The organism is Affinundibacterium danionis (genome assembly GCF_042432465.1).
GTDB classification, from domain to species: domain Bacteria; phylum Pseudomonadota; class Gammaproteobacteria; order Burkholderiales; family Burkholderiaceae_D; genus Undibacterium; species Undibacterium danionis.
In genome coordinates, this window is sequence record NZ_JBHLXJ010000002.1 from 500483 (window position 1) to 518194 (window position 17712).

Annotated in this window: 15 protein-coding genes; 12 read left to right on the plus strand and 3 right to left on the minus strand. The window is 45.3% G+C overall.

From position 1 onward, the window contains the following. Positions 1 to 38: 38 nt before the first annotated feature. The 6 genes from ACFFJH_RS02260 to ACFFJH_RS02285 all read left to right on the plus strand — a co-directional run bounded on the left by ACFFJH_RS02260 (position 39) and on the right by ACFFJH_RS02285 (position 8481). Entirely contained in the window at positions 39 to 1718 is a 1680-nt protein-coding gene (locus ACFFJH_RS02260) for a GMC oxidoreductase (RefSeq protein WP_390209737.1), read from the plus strand. A gap of 22 nt (positions 1719 to 1740) precedes the next feature. Next, positions 1741 to 2397, plus strand: a complete 657-nt coding sequence (locus ACFFJH_RS02265) for a gluconate 2-dehydrogenase subunit 3 family protein (RefSeq protein WP_390209739.1) — start codon at positions 1741 to 1743, stop codon at positions 2395 to 2397. 94 nt (positions 2398 to 2491) lie between these two features. Continuing rightward, a complete protein-coding gene (locus ACFFJH_RS02270) occupies positions 2492 to 3373 on the plus strand; it encodes a hydroxypyruvate isomerase family protein (protein WP_390209741.1) in 882 nt (293 codons plus the stop codon). Positions 3374 to 3435: 62 nt separating this feature from the next. Continuing rightward, the gene (locus ACFFJH_RS02275) at positions 3436 to 4602 is read left to right on the plus strand and encodes a Gfo/Idh/MocA family protein (RefSeq protein WP_390209743.1); all 1167 of its coding nucleotides are present in this window, start codon (positions 3436 to 3438) and stop codon (positions 4600 to 4602) included. A gap of 95 nt (positions 4603 to 4697) precedes the next feature. Then, positions 4698 to 5756 (plus strand): sugar phosphate isomerase/epimerase family protein, encoded by a 1059-nt coding sequence (locus tag ACFFJH_RS02280; RefSeq protein WP_390209745.1) that lies wholly within the window; start codon positions 4698 to 4700, stop codon positions 5754 to 5756. 526 nt (positions 5757 to 6282) lie between these two features. After that, on the plus strand, positions 6283 to 8481 hold the full coding sequence (locus ACFFJH_RS02285; RefSeq protein WP_390209746.1) for an OsmC domain/YcaO domain-containing protein: 2199 nt from the start codon (positions 6283 to 6285) through the stop codon (positions 8479 to 8481). Positions 8482 to 8580: 99 nt separating this feature from the next. Here the strand turns inward: ACFFJH_RS02285 and ACFFJH_RS02290 are convergent, their stop codons facing one another. Beyond that, a complete protein-coding gene (locus ACFFJH_RS02290) occupies positions 8581 to 9093 on the minus strand; it encodes an ArsR/SmtB family transcription factor (protein WP_390209748.1) in 513 nt (170 codons plus the stop codon). A 122-nt stretch (positions 9094 to 9215) separates the two neighbouring features. Between ACFFJH_RS02290 and ACFFJH_RS02295 the strand changes: the two genes are divergently transcribed. The 4 genes from ACFFJH_RS02295 (at position 9216) to ACFFJH_RS02310 (ending at position 15209) form a co-directional block, all read left to right on the plus strand. Next, positions 9216 to 10298: an efflux RND transporter periplasmic adaptor subunit gene (locus ACFFJH_RS02295; protein WP_390209749.1), complete on the plus strand. Its 1083-nt coding sequence runs from the start codon at positions 9216 to 9218 to the stop codon at positions 10296 to 10298. 18 nt (positions 10299 to 10316) lie between these two features. Next, positions 10317 to 13520 (plus strand): efflux RND transporter permease subunit, encoded by a 3204-nt coding sequence (locus ACFFJH_RS02300; protein WP_390209750.1) that lies wholly within the window; start codon positions 10317 to 10319, stop codon positions 13518 to 13520. A gap of 115 nt (positions 13521 to 13635) precedes the next feature. After that, positions 13636 to 13845: a YgaP family membrane protein gene (locus ACFFJH_RS02305; RefSeq protein WP_390209892.1), complete on the plus strand. Its 210-nt coding sequence runs from the start codon at positions 13636 to 13638 to the stop codon at positions 13843 to 13845. 92 nt (positions 13846 to 13937) lie between these two features. Further along, positions 13938 to 15209 carry an NAD(P)/FAD-dependent oxidoreductase gene (locus ACFFJH_RS02310; protein ID WP_390209751.1) on the plus strand — a complete coding sequence of 424 codons (1272 nt, stop codon included), beginning with the start codon at positions 13938 to 13940 and terminating at the stop codon, positions 15207 to 15209. Positions 15210 to 15413: 204 nt separating this feature from the next. Here the strand turns inward: ACFFJH_RS02310 and ACFFJH_RS02315 are convergent, their stop codons facing one another. After that, positions 15414 to 15884, minus strand: coding sequence for a carboxymuconolactone decarboxylase family protein (locus tag ACFFJH_RS02315; protein ID WP_390209752.1), 471 nt, complete (start codon positions 15882 to 15884; stop codon positions 15414 to 15416). Positions 15885 to 16139: 255 nt separating this feature from the next. On the opposite strand from ACFFJH_RS02315, the gene ACFFJH_RS02320 reads away from it, so the two are divergent. Beyond that, positions 16140 to 16511, plus strand: a complete 372-nt coding sequence (locus tag ACFFJH_RS02320) for a hypothetical protein (RefSeq protein ID WP_390209753.1) — start codon at positions 16140 to 16142, stop codon at positions 16509 to 16511. Next, complete coding sequence (locus ACFFJH_RS02325) at positions 16435 to 17112, plus strand: hypothetical protein (RefSeq protein ID WP_390209755.1); 678 nt, start codon at positions 16435 to 16437, stop codon at positions 17110 to 17112. The genes ACFFJH_RS02320 and ACFFJH_RS02325 overlap by 77 nt, the downstream gene beginning before the upstream one ends. 218 nt (positions 17113 to 17330) lie before the next feature. Here the strand turns inward: ACFFJH_RS02325 and ACFFJH_RS02330 are convergent, their stop codons facing one another. Then, a complete protein-coding gene (locus ACFFJH_RS02330; RefSeq protein WP_390209756.1) occupies positions 17331 to 17516 on the minus strand; it encodes a hypothetical protein in 186 nt (61 codons plus the stop codon). Between the last annotated feature and the right edge of the window lie 196 nt (positions 17517 to 17712).

Genomic DNA, 17712 nt, shown 5'->3' on the forward strand with positions numbered 1-17712 from the left:
TACCAAAAAACTTAAAAACAACTCTTAAGAAGAAAAATATGGACGACAATTTTTATGATGCGATCGTAATTGGCTCAGGCATAAGCGGTGGTTGGGCAGCCAAAGAATTGACCGAAAAAGGTTTGAAGGTGCTGTTGTTAGAGCGAGGGCGCAACATTGAGCACGTCAAAGGCTATGTCAACGCCATGAAAGAGAATTGGGAATTCCCTCATCGCGGTGGTCGCACACAGCAAATGATAGAAGACTATCCTGTTTTGAAACGTGACTATCCGCTCAACGAAACTGTACTTGATTTGTGGGCAAAAGATAGTGAAAGTCCGTATACCGAGGTGAAACGATTCGACTGGTTCCGTGGTTATCATGTAGGTGGTCGTTCGCTGATGTGGGGCCGTCAAAGTTATAGATTTAATCGCTGGGATTTTGAAGCGAATGCTAAAGAAGGCATCGCTGTAGATTGGCCGATACGTTATGACGACATCGCCCCTTGGTATAGCTATGTCGAAAAATTCGCAGGCATACAAGGTAGCAAAGATGGTTTGGATGTTTTGCCTGATGGCCATTTCATGCCCGCGATGGAATTAAATTGCGCTGAAAAACATGTCAAGAAACGTTTGGAAGAAATCTATAAAGGCCAACGTCATTTGATCATCGGTCGTTCCGCTAATCTTACTGAACCGTTACAAGACAGGGTCAACTGTCAGTATCGCAATAAGTGTTGGCGCGGTTGTCCATTTGGCGGTTATTTCAGTACGCAATCGTCGACTTTACCTGCTGCAATGGCGACCAAGCGCTTGACACTGCGTCCATTTTCTATCGTCACCCAGATTCTTTACGATAAAAACACCAAGCGAGCGCGCGGGGTTGAAGTCTTAGATGCAGAGACTAATCAGACCTATGAATTTAAATCAAAAATTGTCTTTGTTTGCGCCTCTTCATTTAACTCTACGTGGGTGTTGATGAATTCGGCGACTGATGTGTGGGAAGGTGGTTTAGGCAGCAGCAGTGGTGAGCTTGGTCACAATGTGATGGATCACCATTTCAAATTGGGGGCGGGCGGTACGGTCGAAGGATTTAGTGATAAGTATGATTTTGGACGACGTCCGACGGGCATTTATGTCCCGCGTTTCCGCAATGTGTATGACGACAAACGTGATTATCTGCGTGGCTTTGGTTATCAGGGCGGGGCAGGGCGCGGGCGTGGTGTTGAAATTGCCGAATTTACGATAGGCAAAGAGCTCAAAGAAGCGATGAGCGTACCGTCTGAAAACTGGGGCTTCAACATGACTGCTTTCGGCGAAATGCTGCCAGATCATTCTAATAAAATCAGTCTAGACCGCACCAAGAAAGATAAGTGGGGCTTACCCGTTTTGGCGATGGATGTTGAGTTGAAAGAAAATGAAAAACGCATGCGCATTGATATGGTGAACGATGCCAAAGAAATGCTAACTGCAGCCGGTTTGAAGAATGTGTACACCTACGACAATGGCTATGCCGTTGGATCAGGTATACATGAAATGGGTACAGCACGGATGGGGCGCGATCCTAAGTCCTCAGTTTTAAATGGCAATAATCAAGTGTGGGATGCGCCAAATGTGTTTGTCACCGACGGCGCCTGCATGACTTCAAGTTCTTGCGTCAATCCTTCTCTGACCTATATGGCATTGACAGCGCGCGCCGCTGACTTTGCTGTGAATGAATTAAAACGCGGCAATCTATAAGACATCTAAGAGGATAAAAAAAATGAATCGAAGAGAACTCTTACAAATGGTTGCGGCCATGACAGGTGTGGCCGTAATGGGTGGCGAAGCATTCGCCCTAAACGCTGAAGCGAGCCTATCTACCTCAACAACCGCAAATCGCAGCAATATCCGTTTTACTGCACGAGATATCAATTTGCTAGATGAAATAGCCGAAACCATTATCCCTAAGACCGACACACCTGGTGCTAAGGCCGCCAAAGTGGGTCGCTTTATGGAAATCATGGTGCGTGATTGTTACACCGTGGCGCAACAAGAGGCATTTATTGATGGATTGAATAAATTTCCCAGCTTATGTTTGGTGCAGTATCAAAAAAGTTTCTTTAGCATGAATGCCAAGCAAAGGCATGAAATGTTAGTTGGTATGGAAAAAGAAGCGAAGACTTTTAATGCAGGCCAATCTGAACGCGATAAGGAGCGACGCCACGCTTTAGAAACCGAGAACAAAGACAATAACTTTGCTTTGCAAAAAGAATTCGAGAATCTACCTAAGCATTTTTACACTATGGTGAAGCAGTTAACTTTGCTTGGGTTCTTTACCTCAGAAACGGGAACGACAAAGACTTTAAGATATGTGGCAGTGCCAGGTCGTTACGATGGCAATGTGCCTTATATCAAAGGACAACGTGCTTGGGGTTGATTGCATAATTAGCCCATCCCCATTTCGACCTTCTCCTTGAAGGGGAAGGCGATACGACAATGCCATATTTGCTTTAAATAAAAAAAGGAAAACCATGACGCAATTAGATCGCCGCAGCATGTTAAAACAATTGTCATTAGGCGCTATCGCGATGTTGACACCAAGCGCCTTTAATCTGGCGATGGCGCAAGCATCTGGCCCTTTAAAAGGCAATATCCATCATTCGGTTTGTCGTTGGACGTTTTCGCATTTGAGCTTACCCGAGGTTTGTGGTTTAGCTAAGACGATAGGTTTTTCTGCGGTGGACTTAATTGGCCCGAAAGAATGGCCCATCTTAAAAGCGCACGGCATTGATTCGTCCATGTGCAATGGTGCAGAGATTAATTTGAAGAATGGCTGGAATGATACGCAATATCATCCGACGCTGATCAAAAACTACCTCGAACATATAGAGCTAGTCTCTAAAGCAGGTTATAAAAATCTGATTTGTTTCACTGGCAATCGACGCGGCATGGATAACGAAGTGGGTCTGAAAAACTGTGTTGATGGACTCAAAAAAATCATGTCTCATGCAGAAAAGTACGGCGTCACTTTGCATATGGAAATACTCAATAGCCGTGTCGATCACATCGACTATATGGCAGACAGTAGTGACTGGGCATTTGAGTTATGCAAACAGATTGATTCGCCGAATATGAAGATGTTATTTGATATCTATCATGTGCAAATTAATGAGGGAGACATTATCCGTCGCTTGCGTAAATGTGCACCTTACATCGGCCATTACCACACAGGTGGAGTGCCAGGTCGAGGTGAAATTACCGAAGGACAAGAGCTCAATTATCGCGCCATTATGAAGGCGATTCATGCCACCGGTTTTCAAGGTTATGTCGCACAGGAATTTTCGCCTTCAGGCACCACGCCGGAAGAAAAAGCAAGCTCTTTGAAGCGCGCTATTTTATTGTGCGATGTATAAATTGATTTATAGATTGATGTATAGATTGATGTGTAAATTCAGGGCGATCTTCGGCGAATAGTATGAACAACACCAAACAAAGAATTCGTATCGGTATGGTCGGTGGTGGACAAGGTGCTTTTATAGGCAATGTACACAGAATTGCGATGCGGATTAGTGACCGCTATTCGCTGGAAGCTGCTTGTTTCTCTTCCGATCCCCAGCGCGCCGCCGCTAGCGCGCAAGAGCTTGGGGTTCCTGCTGAGCGCGGCTATCCTGATTATCAGACCATGGCGAGAATCGAAGCGGCGCGTCAGGATGGCATAAGGGCGGTAGTCATTGTGACGCCAAATCATTTGCACTTCCCAATCGCAAAATGTTTTTTGGAGTATGGCATCCACGTTATTTGCGATAAACCATTGACCATGACCGGCGCTGAAACAGCTGAGTTGATTGCACTTAGTCAGCGCATGGACAAGCATTTGTTCGTCACTTATAACTACACTGGTTATCCGATGATACGGGAAGCGCGTGAGCGTGTGCGACGTGGCGATCTCGGTGAGATCCGTATCATTCAAGTGGAGTACAGTCAGGATTGGCTGGCGACCGCATTGGAACAATCAGGGCAAAAGCAAGCAAGTTGGCGTACCGATCCTAAGCAAGCAGGAGCGGCAGGCTGCCTCGGCGATATTGGTGTGCATGCCTTCAATTTAGCGCATTTTGTTTCTGGTATGACGCCCACCAAAATTGCAGCAGACTTACACTCCTTTGTGCCAGGGCGAGTGTTGGATGATCATGCACAGGTGCTGATGCGCTATGCCAATGGCGCGCGCGGTACTTTATTAAGTAGCCAAGTAGCGGTCGGCAAAGAGAATCATTTGCGTCTACAAATTTTCGGCGATAAGGGGGCATTGGACTGGTGTCAGGAGCATCCCAATCAGTTGAGTTTTTCTACGTTAGATGGGGCGACTCAAATATTGAGCAGAGCACGTCATCAAATTAGTCAAGCTAGTCGCGATGTGAGTTTGATTCCGGCCGGACATCCTGAAGGGTATTTAGAGGCATTTTCCGTATTGTATAAAGAGTTCGCGCACATCCTTGCAATGCCATTCGGCGCGTATGCTGAGGGTAATAGTGCGACTGCGCATAGCGCTATGCCTGCTTATTCAGATCTTTGTTTTATTGAGGCGTGCATTGCATCGTCTACAAAAGATACGGTGTGGACAGAATTAAAAGCTAATCTGCCTTAAACCTTTGAGCTTAATTAATGCTGCATCAATGCCGCATCAAAGACGACTAAAAACTAAAACTAAAACTAAAAACACATACAAATGGGATTATATCTATGAAAACCATCAAAGGTCCTGCGGTGTTCCTCGCGCAGTTTATTCGAGGAGAAGCGCCATTTAATACACTAGAAGGCTTAGCGCAATGGGCCGCCGACAAAGGTTTTGTTGGCGTACAAATGCCTAGTAATGTCAGCCATATTTTTGATTTGGAAAAAGCTGCCTTTAGTCAAACCTATTGTGACGAGGTGAGCGGCAAATTGGCTGAACATGGACTCGTTATTAGTGAGCTCTCAACCCATTTGCAAGGTCAATGCTTGGCGGTGCATCCTGCTTACGATAGCCTGTTCGACGGCTTTGCACCTGAATATCTCCATGGTAATCCAGCGGCGAGAACGCTATGGGCAACTGAACAGCTCAAGCTCGCTGCGCAAGCCTCACGTCGCTTAAACTTGAATGCGAGTGTTACATTTTCTGGTGCATTGGCGTGGCCATACATGTATCCATGGCCACAGCGTCCGAATGGCTTAGTTGAACAAGCTTTTGCTGAGTTGGCGAAACGGTGGAAACCTATACTCGATGTCTATCAAGAAAATGGAGTCGATTTATGTTACGAAATTCATCCTGGCGAAGATTTACATGATGGATTGAGTTTTGAGAGGTTTTTAGATTCGGTCGGTCAGCATGAGCGTTGCCACATATTGTATGACCCTAGTCATTTTGTTTTACAACAGCTGAATTATCTCGACTTTATCGACATCTATCACGAGCGTATTGGTATGTTCCATGTCAAGGATGCTGAGTTTAATCCTACTGGGAGATGTGGCGTTTATGGCGGTTATGCGCCATGGTTAGAAAGAGCAGGGCGTTTTCGTAGTGTGGGCGATGGACAGGTTGATTTCACGGCGATTTTTAGTAAATTCGCGCAATACGATTACAGTGGCTGGGCAGTGCTGGAGTGGGAGTGCTGTCTAAAAGATAGTGAGACTGGCGCTCGCGAAGGTGCCGAGTTTATCAAACGCCATATTATTCCAACAGCTGATCGTGCGTTTGACGATTTTGCGGCAAGTGCAGTTGATACCGCAGCATTGCAAAAATTATTGGGTATTTCGAATTAAAATAATTGAAATTGATGAGATTTTTTTTCGTAAATCTTATTGAGTTCAATTAACTCCAACTGAATCCAACTAAGCTCAACTAACTCCGACTAATGACTGAGTTTGTTCTTCAGTCATTAGTTGTCACGAACTAAGCTCATTTCGCGCGTATCGCTAATTTACTTTGTAGAGTCAGGCGAATAGCTTGTCTAACTGGAACTTTATAACTACGCCATTCTTTGTAATCTTTGATTGCGGCCAACATGTGAATTTCCTTTTTGAAGCATTATTAAATAGATTGAGTAAAAAACTCGGTGAATGAATGTTAAGTTGCAATGCACTTAAATTCTGTGACGATGGTCACAATAATCCCTAAATAAGCATCAAATTTTCAGAAATATTCTAGATGGCTAGCGCGAAAATATCCGCGACGCTTTTTTGTAAAAATCAACTAAGAGGCAACTGCGGCTCAACATCCTAAGCGGTGTAGTCAAAAAGAACGGATAATAGCGTCCAATTTATTTTTAACGCTATTTGGAATTCTTTCATGGAAATTAAGGTCAATTTTCTCGATAAACTTCGCCTCGAAGCCAAGTTTGATGATTTTACGGTGATCGCGGATCAGCCTATTCGTTACAAAGGTGATGGTTCAGCACCGGGACCTTTTGATTATTTTTTAGCTTCGTCGGCACTGTGCGCCGCTTATTTTGTGAAGTTGTACTGCAATACCCGCAATATTCCGACCGAGAATATTCGTCTCTCACAAAATAATATCGTTGATCCTGAAAATCGTTACGCACAGATTTTTAAAATTCAAGTTGAATTACCTGCGGATATTTCCGCCAAAGACCGCGAAGGTATTTTGCGCTCGATTGAGCGTTGTACCGTTAAAAAAGTTGTGCAAGAGGGCCCTGAGTTCGTGATCGAAGAAGTGGAGAGCCTAGACGCCGATGCGCAAGCTCTGCTAACTTTGACTCCAGATGAGAACGCCGCGACGTATATCCTAGGTAAAGACTTACCTTTAGAAAAAACTATCGCCAATATGTCGGGTTTATTGGCAAGTCTTGGTATCAAAATTGAGATTGCCTCATGGCGTAATATCATCCCCAATGTTTGGTCTTTGCACATTCGTGATGCGCATTCGCCTATGTGTTTTACCAATGGTAAAGGGGCGACGAAAGAAAGTGCTTTGGCATCTGCCTTAGGTGAATACATAGAAAGGCTTAGTTGCAATCATTTTTATGCGGGTTCGTTTTGGGGCGAAGATATAGCCCAAGCCGAGTTTGTCCATTATCCGAATGAGCGTTGGTTCAAGCCGGGTAAAAAAGACGCACTACCGAAAGAGATTTTAGATAAATACAGCTTGGAAATTTACAATCCAGATAAAGAATTGCGAGCCTCTCATCTTATCGATACCAATTCCGGCAACACCGAACGTGGTATCTGCGCACTGCCTTTTGTACGCCAGTCGGACGGAGAAACTGTTTACTTTCCATCCAACCTAGTCGAAAACTTATTTGCCAGCAATGGTATGAGCGCGGGCAATACGCTAGCAGAAGCGCAAGTGCAATGCCTATCTGAGATTTTCGAGCGCGCTGTTAAACGCGAAATTTTAGAAGGCGAAATTTGTTTGCCTGAAGTGCCGCAAGCGGTATTAGCCAAATACCCCAGTATCGTGGCAGGCATACAAGGTTTAGAAGAGCAAGGTTTTCCCGTATTAGTGAAAGATGCGTCGCTCGGTGGTCAATATCCCGTGATGTGTGTGACCTTGATGAATCCGCGCACTGGCGGTGTGTTTGCCTCTTTCGGTGCGCATCCTAGCTTTGAAGTGGCGCTGGAGCGTAGCTTAACGGAGTTGTTACAGGGACGCAGTTTTGAAGGTTTGAATGATTTGCCGCAACCGACCTTTGTCAGTAATGCAGTGACCGAACCGAATAATTTTGTCGAGCATTTTATTGATTCTAGTGGTGTAGTGTCTTGGCGCTTTTTCAGTGCCAAAGCTGACTATGAATTTGTGGAATGGGATTTTACTAGCGATGGTAAAGACGCGAATGCGCAAGAAGCGGCACGGCTGTTCGGCATACTGGCCGAGATGGGGAAAGAAAGCTATCAAGCCGTGTACGATCAACTTGGCGCGACCGCTTGCCGTATTCTCGTACCCGGCTATTCTGAAGTGTACCCAGTCGAGGATTTGATTTGGGATAACACCAACAAAGCATTATTGTTCCGTAGCGATATTTTGAATTTACATCAACTTGATGATGCCGCTTTAGAAGCATTGCTTGATCGTTTAGAAAATAATGAGCTAGATGACTATAGCGACATAGCCACTTTAATTGGTATTGAATTTGATGAAAACACTGTTTGGGGCCAGCTCACCGTACTGGAATTAAAACTATTAATTCATCTCGCCTTAGAGCAGATCGAAGATGCACAAGACTTGACGCAAGCCTTCTTGCAATACAATGACAATAGTGTAGAGCGCGGCTTGTTTTATCAGGCACTCAATGTGGTATTGGAAGTAACGCTGGATGATGAGTTAGAACTCGGCGACTATGAGCGTAATTTCCGACGCATGTTTGGAAATGAGCGTTTAGATGCGGCAATCGGTTCGGTCGATGGCAGTGTGCGATTCTACGGTTTAACACCGACCAGTATGAAACTCGAAGGTTTAGATAGACACCAACGTTTGATCGATAGCTACAAAAAATTGCACTTAGTGCGAAGCAAAGCGCTTAGTAAATAGTCTCAACATAATCTCAGCGCGCTTGATGTGATTGAGAGCTAAGCATACTCCTATGCGCTAATGCAGCTAACGCAAATTTAGCTGTAAGTGTTATAGATTTTAAGTTCCAGTCCCGTCTCTTGATGGGGCGTTTTTTTGGGGCGTTTCCTCACGCCACGCCATAACATCTGCTTGATTTTGCAGACGCTTAGAAATTTTCTCGCAAACTATATTGCATAGACTATAGATTGAGGCGTCTGCGATTCGATAGTAAGCAGTCGTGCCTCTGCTTTCGCGAATGACTATCCCATGTTTCGCTAATGCGCTGAGATGGCGTGAGATATTGGCTTGTGAACACCCACAATAGGCAGCAAGTTCGCCTACACTTTTTTCTTCTACTGGCTTCTCCAGTTCTTGGCTAGTTCTTAGGTTTGTTATTTGGTTTGTTATTTGGTTTGTTATTTGGTTTGTTATTTGGTTTGTTATTTGGTTTATTTGCGCGACTTTACTTAATTTATTCAAAATCATTAAACGTCTAGGCTCGGCTAACACAGCAAAATACTGTGCTACTTGGACTAAGGCTTGCTCGGGTAAAACTCCTCCAAGGAGATGAGCTTGTTTTTTTATCTTCACTAATTTGCTCCCTCAAAAAATTTTAAATACTTATTTGCGCATTTACGCAAATAAGTATATTATTCAATTCAAGCAAATGCAAATTAATCGTCATCATCAATTTTTAGCGTATTGGATACTTCATGAACTCGAAATATTTTCTCAAGCAAATGATTGTATTAGCCGCCTATGGCCTCTTAGGTGCATCCTTTTCTTCTTCTGCGCAGAGCTCAACGCCGCTAGCTACGGTGAAAGTGCGAGCGTCCGAGGGCGATGTAACGATCAGTGCGGATGGCGTGATCGAAGCGATTCGAAGCACTGCAATTGCGCCTCAGGTGGCGGGAGAGATTACACAGTTGCCAGTTCAGGCGGGTGATATTGTTAAACAGGGACAGCTTCTGGTGCGCCTCGACGCGCGCGCAGCGCAGCAAGAATTCACGGCCAGCAAAGCACAAGTTGATGCCGCACGCGCTAACTTGGCGGTAGCGGAAAAAGATTACGAACGTCAAAAATTACTATTCGAAAAAAACTACATCAGCCAAGCGACTTTAGATCGTGCACAAGCACAATTTAAATCGGCAGCAGCACAAGCCAATTCCCAGATCGCCCAAGCGAATGCGATCCAAACGCAATCGGGTTTTTATACGATTTCGGCTCCCTATAATGGCGTGGTGGCAGAGATGCCATCGGCAGTGGGGGAGATGGCGATGCCTGGTCGTTCTATCATGACTATGTACGATCCAAGTTCATTGCGCGCGATTTTTACGGTTCCTCAAACCAAAGTCGCGAATCTAAAATTAAGCAATGATCTTTCCATCGAGATCCCTTCCATGCCGGCTGGGCAGCGCTTTATTACGCCGAAGAGCGTCACCGTATTGCCGTTGTCTGATGCTAATACGCACACTGTGCAGTTGCGTTTAGAGCTGCCGACCAAGGTCAAAGGCTTGCAACCTGGCATGTTTGCCCGTATTGCTTTGCCATTGGATGGCACCAATATCAATAAGACGAACAATGCAGAAAAACGTCTCTACGTGCCGCGTTCTGCGCTGTTTCGCCGCGCAGAAATGTACGCCGTTTATGTTGTGAATGCTCAAGGCAAAGCCGTTTTACGTCAAGTTAAACCAGGACGCGTTAGCGACACCGAACAAGAGATTTTGAGTGGTGTGGCGACAGGAGAATTGGTTGCGATCGATCCACTGGCGGCAAGTTTGTCCACCGCGAAATAACAAGGCGAAGAGGCTGCTATGTCTAGAAAATCACAAACCATGGGAATCTCTGGGCGGATTGCGGGATTTTTTCAGTCCGCGCAATTAACGCCACTCATTGCACTAGTCGCTTTTTTGTTGGGATTATTCGCCGTACTGGTGACCCCGCGTGAGGAAGAGCCACAAATTAATGTGACGATGGCGAACGTTCTTATTCCATTTCCCGGCGCCTCAGTGAAGGAAGTCGAACAATCGGTGTTAATTCCTGCTGAACAAGTGCTCGGCTTGATGGCGAATGTAGAACATGTGATGTCGGTCGCACGACCAGGTTTAGCCATCATCACGGTGCAATTTGAAGTCGGCGTGTCGCGCACTGAGGCCTTGGTGCGCTTGCATGATACGGTACAAAGTCACAAGGATTGGTTACCCCCTAATCTCGGCACCTTAGAACCATTGATTAAACCTAAGGGCATCGATGATGTACCTATTGTTTCTTTAACTCTGTGGAGCAAAAATCCAGACAATGGTGCCTCAGCACTAGAAACAGTTGCGCATAGCGTGGAAGCGGACCTTAAGCGTGTTAAAGGAGTGCGGGAAATCGCCACGATAGGTGGCCCTGGACGCGCGATCAATATCGCTTTAGACCCTATCAAGTTGGCCGCGAATGAGTTGACGATCATGGATTTGCAAGCCAGTTTGCAATCGGCCAATTTAAGTATGCCAGTTGGTGAACTGAGTGGAGGAAATCGTAATCTAGCAATCGAGGCAGGGCCGTATTTAAACAATGCGCGTAGCGTTGGTGAACTGGTTGTCGCGGTGAGAAATAAACGCCCGATTTTTTTACATGATGTTGCTACCGTTGAAGACGGTCCATTGCAGGCGACTCAATATGTGTGGCATGGACTTGCAGGTAAGGCCGCCGCAGAGTTTCCAGCGGTGACTATCGCCGTCACTAAAAAACCTGGACAGAATGCCGTTGAAGTCGCGGATGCTGTGATCGCAAGAGCCGATTTATTGAAAAACGTCGTGATTCCACAAGATGTCGAAGTGAGCGTCTCGCGCAACTATGGACAGACCGCCGACGACAAGGCAAAAAAACTCATTCAAAAACTTTTGTTTGCAACGCTGTCGGTGGTGGCCTTGGTGTTTATCACACTTGGACGACGTGAAGCGGCCATCGTTGGTACCGCTGTGATTTTAACCTTGACGGTGACGCTATTCGCTTCTTGGGCTTGGGGCTTCACGCTCAACCGTGTGTCTCTGTTTGCTCTGATATTTTCCATTGGTATCTTGGTGGATGATGCGATTGTTGTGGTGGAAAATATTCATCGCCATCAGGCCCTGTTTCCTGAAAAACGTTTGGTCGATTTGATTCCCGGTGCGGTAGATGAAGTCGGAGGCCCCACCATTTTGGCGACGCTGACAGTCATCGCCGCACTGTTGCCTATGGCTTTTGTTAGCGGATTAATGGGGCCGTATATGAGTCCAATTCCCATTAATGCGAGTATGGGCATGTTGCTCTCTTTAGCGATTGCTTTCGTGGTGACGCCCTGGTTGGCGAGGTTGTGGATGAAAGAGGGGCATCATGCTGGCGATGGCTTGGCAGATAAACTTGCCCCGCACTTTAATCGTATTTTCAAACCATTTCTCGATGCTCAAAACGGTGGCAAAAATCGAAAAAAACTCGGTCTGGGTGTGGCGACCTTGATCGCTCTGTCCGTTGCTTTGCCTATGTTGGGCTTAGTGCAATTGAAGATGCTGCCATTTGATAATAAGTCGGAATTTCAAGTGATTGTCGATATGCCAGCTGGCACACCAGTAGAAAAAACGGCGGCAGTTTTGCATGAGTTAGGCACCTATCTGCAAACCATACCTGAAGTCAGCGACTATCAAGCTTATGCAGGCACAGCGGCACCGATTAATTTTAATGGCCTAGTACGTCAATACTATTTACGTGCAGGAGGCGAGGTCGGTGATATTCAAGTCAATTTGGTGGACAAACATCATCGCAGCGATAAGAGCCACACGATTGCTACGCGAGTTCGTCCACAGCTTCAGGCATTGGCGAAAAAAATTGATCCAGAAGCCAATGTCAAAATAGTGGAGGTGCCACCCGGTCCGCCTGTGTTAGCACCTATCGTTGCGGAAATTTATGGCCCAGGCGATATGGAACGTCGCCAAGTCGCCAAACAAGTCCGCGCCGTATTTGAAAAAGCGGAAGGTGTGGTTGATGTGGATGACAGCAGTATCGTCTTTGCGCCGCGCAAATTATTGCTGGTTGATCGTCGTAAAGCCGCACAATTGGGAATTTCTCAATCCAGCATCGTTACCACTTTGCGCGCAGGTTTGTCAGGTGATACGGCTAGCTATTTGCGCGATGAGAGTAAATATCCAGTTGCGACAAATTTACGCTTGCCAGTCAATGAACAAGGCGATCTAGATACTTTGCTTGCGCTAGGCGTCAGAAACTCACAAGGAAAGTTAGTACCCATTCGTGAGTTAGTCACGGTGACCGATACTTTGCGCGAACAGCCGCTCTATCATAAAGATGGATTAGCGGTGAATTACGTAGTCGCCGATATGGCAGGTAAAGTCGATAGTCCACTGTATGGCATGTTTGCTATGCGTAGCGAGATCGCGAAAATCATCACGCCAGGTTCGGGTAAATTGAACGAATATTTTATCAGCGCACCGCAAGATCCTTATAGAGGATTTAGTTTGAAATGGGATGGCGAATGGCAAGTCACTTATGAGACTTTCCGCGATATGGGCGCGGCCTATGCGGTTGGATTGGTATTAATTTATTTGCTGGTGGTTGCGCAGTTTGGATCTTATCTGACGCCTTTGATCATCATGGCGCCGATTCCTCTCACCATTATCGGCGTGATGCCAGGACACGCCTTATTAGGTGCGCAATACACGGCGACCAGCATGATAGGCATGATTGCATTGGCGGGAATTATCGTCCGCAATTCCATTCTATTAGTCGACTTTATTCATGTGCAAATCGCTACCGGCTTGGCTTTCAAAGACGCTGTAGTTAGCTCTGCGATTACTCGCGCACAACCGATTGCATTGACGGGATTAGCGGCGATGATGGGCGCTTTCTTTATTCTAGATGACCCAATTTTTAACGGTCTCGCGATTTCTTTAATTTTCGGAATTTTTGTGTCGACTTTATTGACCTTAGTGGTAATTCCCTTGCTGTACTACATCGCCTATCGAGAGAAATATGAGGCTTGATGAAGTTTGATTGTTTAGATGTACAACTAAATGAGTCAGTAGATGAGTGCGTACATATGCAAGTGCAGTAAGAGCAGTTTTTTTATGTTTGATTGATTTTTTTAAGGAGAAAATGATGACTTCATGGCAGATGGTACGCGTTATTGCGGGTGTATTTATTTTATTGAGCTTGGCATTGGGCGCGCCGGGTAGTCCTATATTTATTAACCAGTGGTTCTTAGCTTTTACCGCTTTTGTCGGCGTCAATATTTTGCAAAGCGGATTGACTAAATGGTGTTTGATGGAAACGATAATGCGCAAGTTGGGATTTAAGGCAGGTGATTAATCACACTTTGATCCATTAGGAATTTAATCCTTTAATTCGACTGTGGTTGTGGCGGCTGTGAAGTATTTTGATTTTCAATAATAGGAGGAGACATGGCACATATTATTATTTTGGGTGCAGGAACTGGTGGAATGCCAGCCGCTTATGAACTACGTGAGAAACTAGATCGTTCACATCAAATCACGGTGATCAATGCAGTCGATTATTTTCAATTTGTGCCGTCGAATCCTTGGGTTGCCGTTGGATGGCGTCAGCGCGAAGCGATCACGTTTGAGATTCGACCGTACTTAGAAAAAAAGGGCATACAATTCATCGCCCAAGCCGTGACTCAACTTCAGCCTGAAGAAAACGCATTGACCTTGGCCGACGGTAGTGTTCAACACTATGATTTCTTAGTCATTACAACCGGACCAAAGTTGGCGTTTGATGAAATACCTGGCGCAGGTCCCGCTGGATTTACGCAATCGATTTGTTCGATTGATCACGCCGAAAATGCTTATGCCGCTTATCAAAAATTTCTCGATGATCCTGGTCCAGCGATAGTCGGCGCCATGCCAGCAGCTTCTTGTTTTGGTCCCGCTTATGAATTTGCTTTTATTCTTAATACCGATCTGAAGCGTCGCAAGATTCGCAACAAAGTTCCTATGACTTATGTGACTAGTGAACCCTATATCGGCCATTTGGGGTTGGGTGGTGTGGGTGACTCTAAATCAATGCTGGAAAGTGAGTTTCGTAATAACGATATCAAATGGATTTGCAACGCCAAGACCACACGCGTTGAAGACGGCAAAATGTATGTCAGCGAAATGGATGAATTCGGCAATGTAAAAAAAGAACATGAGCTTCCCTTCAAATACAGCATGATGTTGCCTTCGTTCCGAGGTGTTGACCCCATCGCTGCCGTTGAAGGTCTATGCAATCCCCGCGGATTCGTGATGGTTGACGAATACCAAAGGAGTAAAAAATTTGCGAACATTTATTCTGCTGGCGTGTGTATCGCGATTCCACCTGTAGAAGTGACGCCAGTCGCAACGGGCGCACCAAAAACAGGATACATGATAGAAACCATGGTGACCGCGATTGTGCACAATATTGAAGCGGATTTAGCAGGGCGGCCAGCAACCGCAAAGGGCAGTTGGAACGCCATTTGCCTGGCCGACATGGGTGACACTGGTGCCGCATTTGTCGCATTACCGCAAATTCCACCACGCAATGTCAATTGGTTTAAAAAAGGCAAATGGGTTCACTATGCAAAGATCGCATTTGAAAAATACTTTATTCGTAAAATGAAAACAGGAAATTCCGAACCTATCTACGAAAAATATATGCTGAAAATGCTAGGTATCGAACGATTGGATAAATGATAGAAATCTAGTTCGCTTAACCAAGCTTTAGCTGAGGTCAATGCCGGAATAGATAACACTAAAAATCGGGGGGCTCGCGTGCGCGCCCCGACTCCTTACGTTATAACCATCAACGAGTTACAGACGCAGGAAAGTAAGTGCGATTTAAAAATACAATGGCTCAATGTGTTTTATGTGATTCATCAGATGAGGAAATAAATAGAATTATTTCGATGGAATCGGTGGCGGGAATTGCAAAGCACCCGCGATGCGATTCCACGCATTGATAGCACCGACGGTAGCGGTTAAAAAAACGATTTCCGATTTACTGAACTCAGCTTCCAGTTCTGCATATTGAGCATCAGAAATATGTTGAGCCGCCATCAAAGTAAGCGCCTCAGTCCACGCCAATGCTGCGCGCTCTCGTCGAGAAAAAATTCCTGCATCTCGCCAAGTCGCAACGAGATCAATTTTGGCCTGTTCCATTCCTAGCTTACGCGCGAGATTTAAATGGTACTGCAGACAAAATGCACACCCATTGATCTGAGAAGCGCGCAACTTCAACAGCTCTGTCAGCTGTTTGTCTAAGCCTGAATCGTCTATCGCTTTACCCAGCATAGCCAATGCAGCGACCACACCTGGCGCGGCATGTTCAAACGAAATCCAATCGCTGCGTTGGTTTAAAGAAGATGTCATGGTGAACTCCAATTGATTGAGGATAGGTGCTTAATTTCCTGTCGAAATTTAGGCGTGATTGTCTTTGGTTGCAAATAATCATTTTACTCAAATAATGAAACTAAAGAAGGGGGCAGAGGGTAGCTATTGACCAGAAAACGTTCATCTCGATTCATTAGTGATACTGCCACTTACGAAACTATTGTGTCGGCTGTAGAGCAGTACTACATAGCGCCAACGACTGATTACTCATTACAGCTTTATAGAATTCGAGAAATGCAAAAGTATCTCGAAGTGTGGAAGGGCAAATATGGCGAATTTACAGCGCCTGTTCCAGCCAAAGGACTAAGCAGTACAGACGAGCGTCGCTTGGTGTTGAACGACTTGGTGAATGCAATATTAATTGAAGTACCATTCGTTCAAGGACAAGGATTTGCGCAAGCCCAGGCGCAGCATACCGCCAACACACAATCGATTTTGGGACATATCCAAGCGGCAGAGGCGCAAAATGTTGACCGTAGATTAAAGAATTCGGCCGACTGGATATTAAATGGTGGCGTGACGAGAATCTATGCTGCGACACCAACGGGTGATTCTACTCGGCATGGATATCAATGCAGACAAAGCATTCTTTCCGCGTGGACGTAGAGGATCTCCGGGCTACATAGGTGACGCTGCCGCCCTCTACCCACAAAATGATTACATGAATCAGGCTAACGTGCATTTATACAAAAATGGTGCTGTGGTTAATGGTTGGAATGAGGCGGGTGCAGTTGCTATCGTAAACGGTGCGACTCAGACACGGGATAAAGGGTGGAGTCTATTGCGCCATGAAGTGCAGCACGACATGGATCAGCATTTAGGGCGAGATGCTATGGCTGATGGTCGTAGTTTTCGGCGTGCAATTGCTGACTATTATGAGCCAGACACAGAAGGATTTAATAAATTTAACTCTCGACATGTTGATGCGTTTTATCGAGCATTAGACGCAGTAGGTAATAAAGATGTTCGTAGAGGACTAGAAGTTTCTCACAACATAGAAATCGCACCGGTGGCTGCGGGGGCGAGGGTTTCTAATACGCAAGATGCAGCGGTTGAGGCATTGTTGCAAGTGATTGCCGGTTTAACGATAGCTGACGCATCCTACATTTTCGAGCAATGCCCTTCAATGCGTGCCAAGATCGATCGTCATCTTGAAGGCGCAGCAAGAAATCGCGTATTAGAAGATCTTGAGTGGGCCTCAAGTTAATTACTGGACGTGAAGTCGCTCGACAAAGTGGTGCGATGCCAGTGCAGCAAATTATCGAATGGGCCAAGATGCATTTGAAGTGAATGATTTGAATGAAACGGGAAATTTAGAACCGTCTAAGTGAGCCAAGGGCGATTTTTGTAATATGAAATATTGAATCATTTTTTGATCATGCCTATTTCACTTGTGATCTTGTTGCCACTAAGTCGAATTTTTATTTATTCGCGAAACTCGCGTGGATTATAGGCAGCCTTATTTATCCGATCTCGCGAGTCGTTTTCTTCCTCAAGTAGCCGCTTATCGTATTCAGCAATCACACCACGAAATTTAAAACGATCTACCCAAACGATGTAAGCCAAGATTACATTCAAAATCAAGCTGCCATACAAAAAGTAGTCTTTCATTTACGAGTTTTCTTTCATAGCTATATCTGTTTCAATGTGGTGAAATTACCGGATCACTTGCGGTCGGTCAAGATATGTCAATGTGTGGATAAAAATGTTACACATAATTAAATAAGGTTAAATGTCTCCCTTTTTTCTTTTCCCTGAAGTAATTTTTTGCTAAATTTAGATGCGCATGCCAAGAGATCTTAACTGG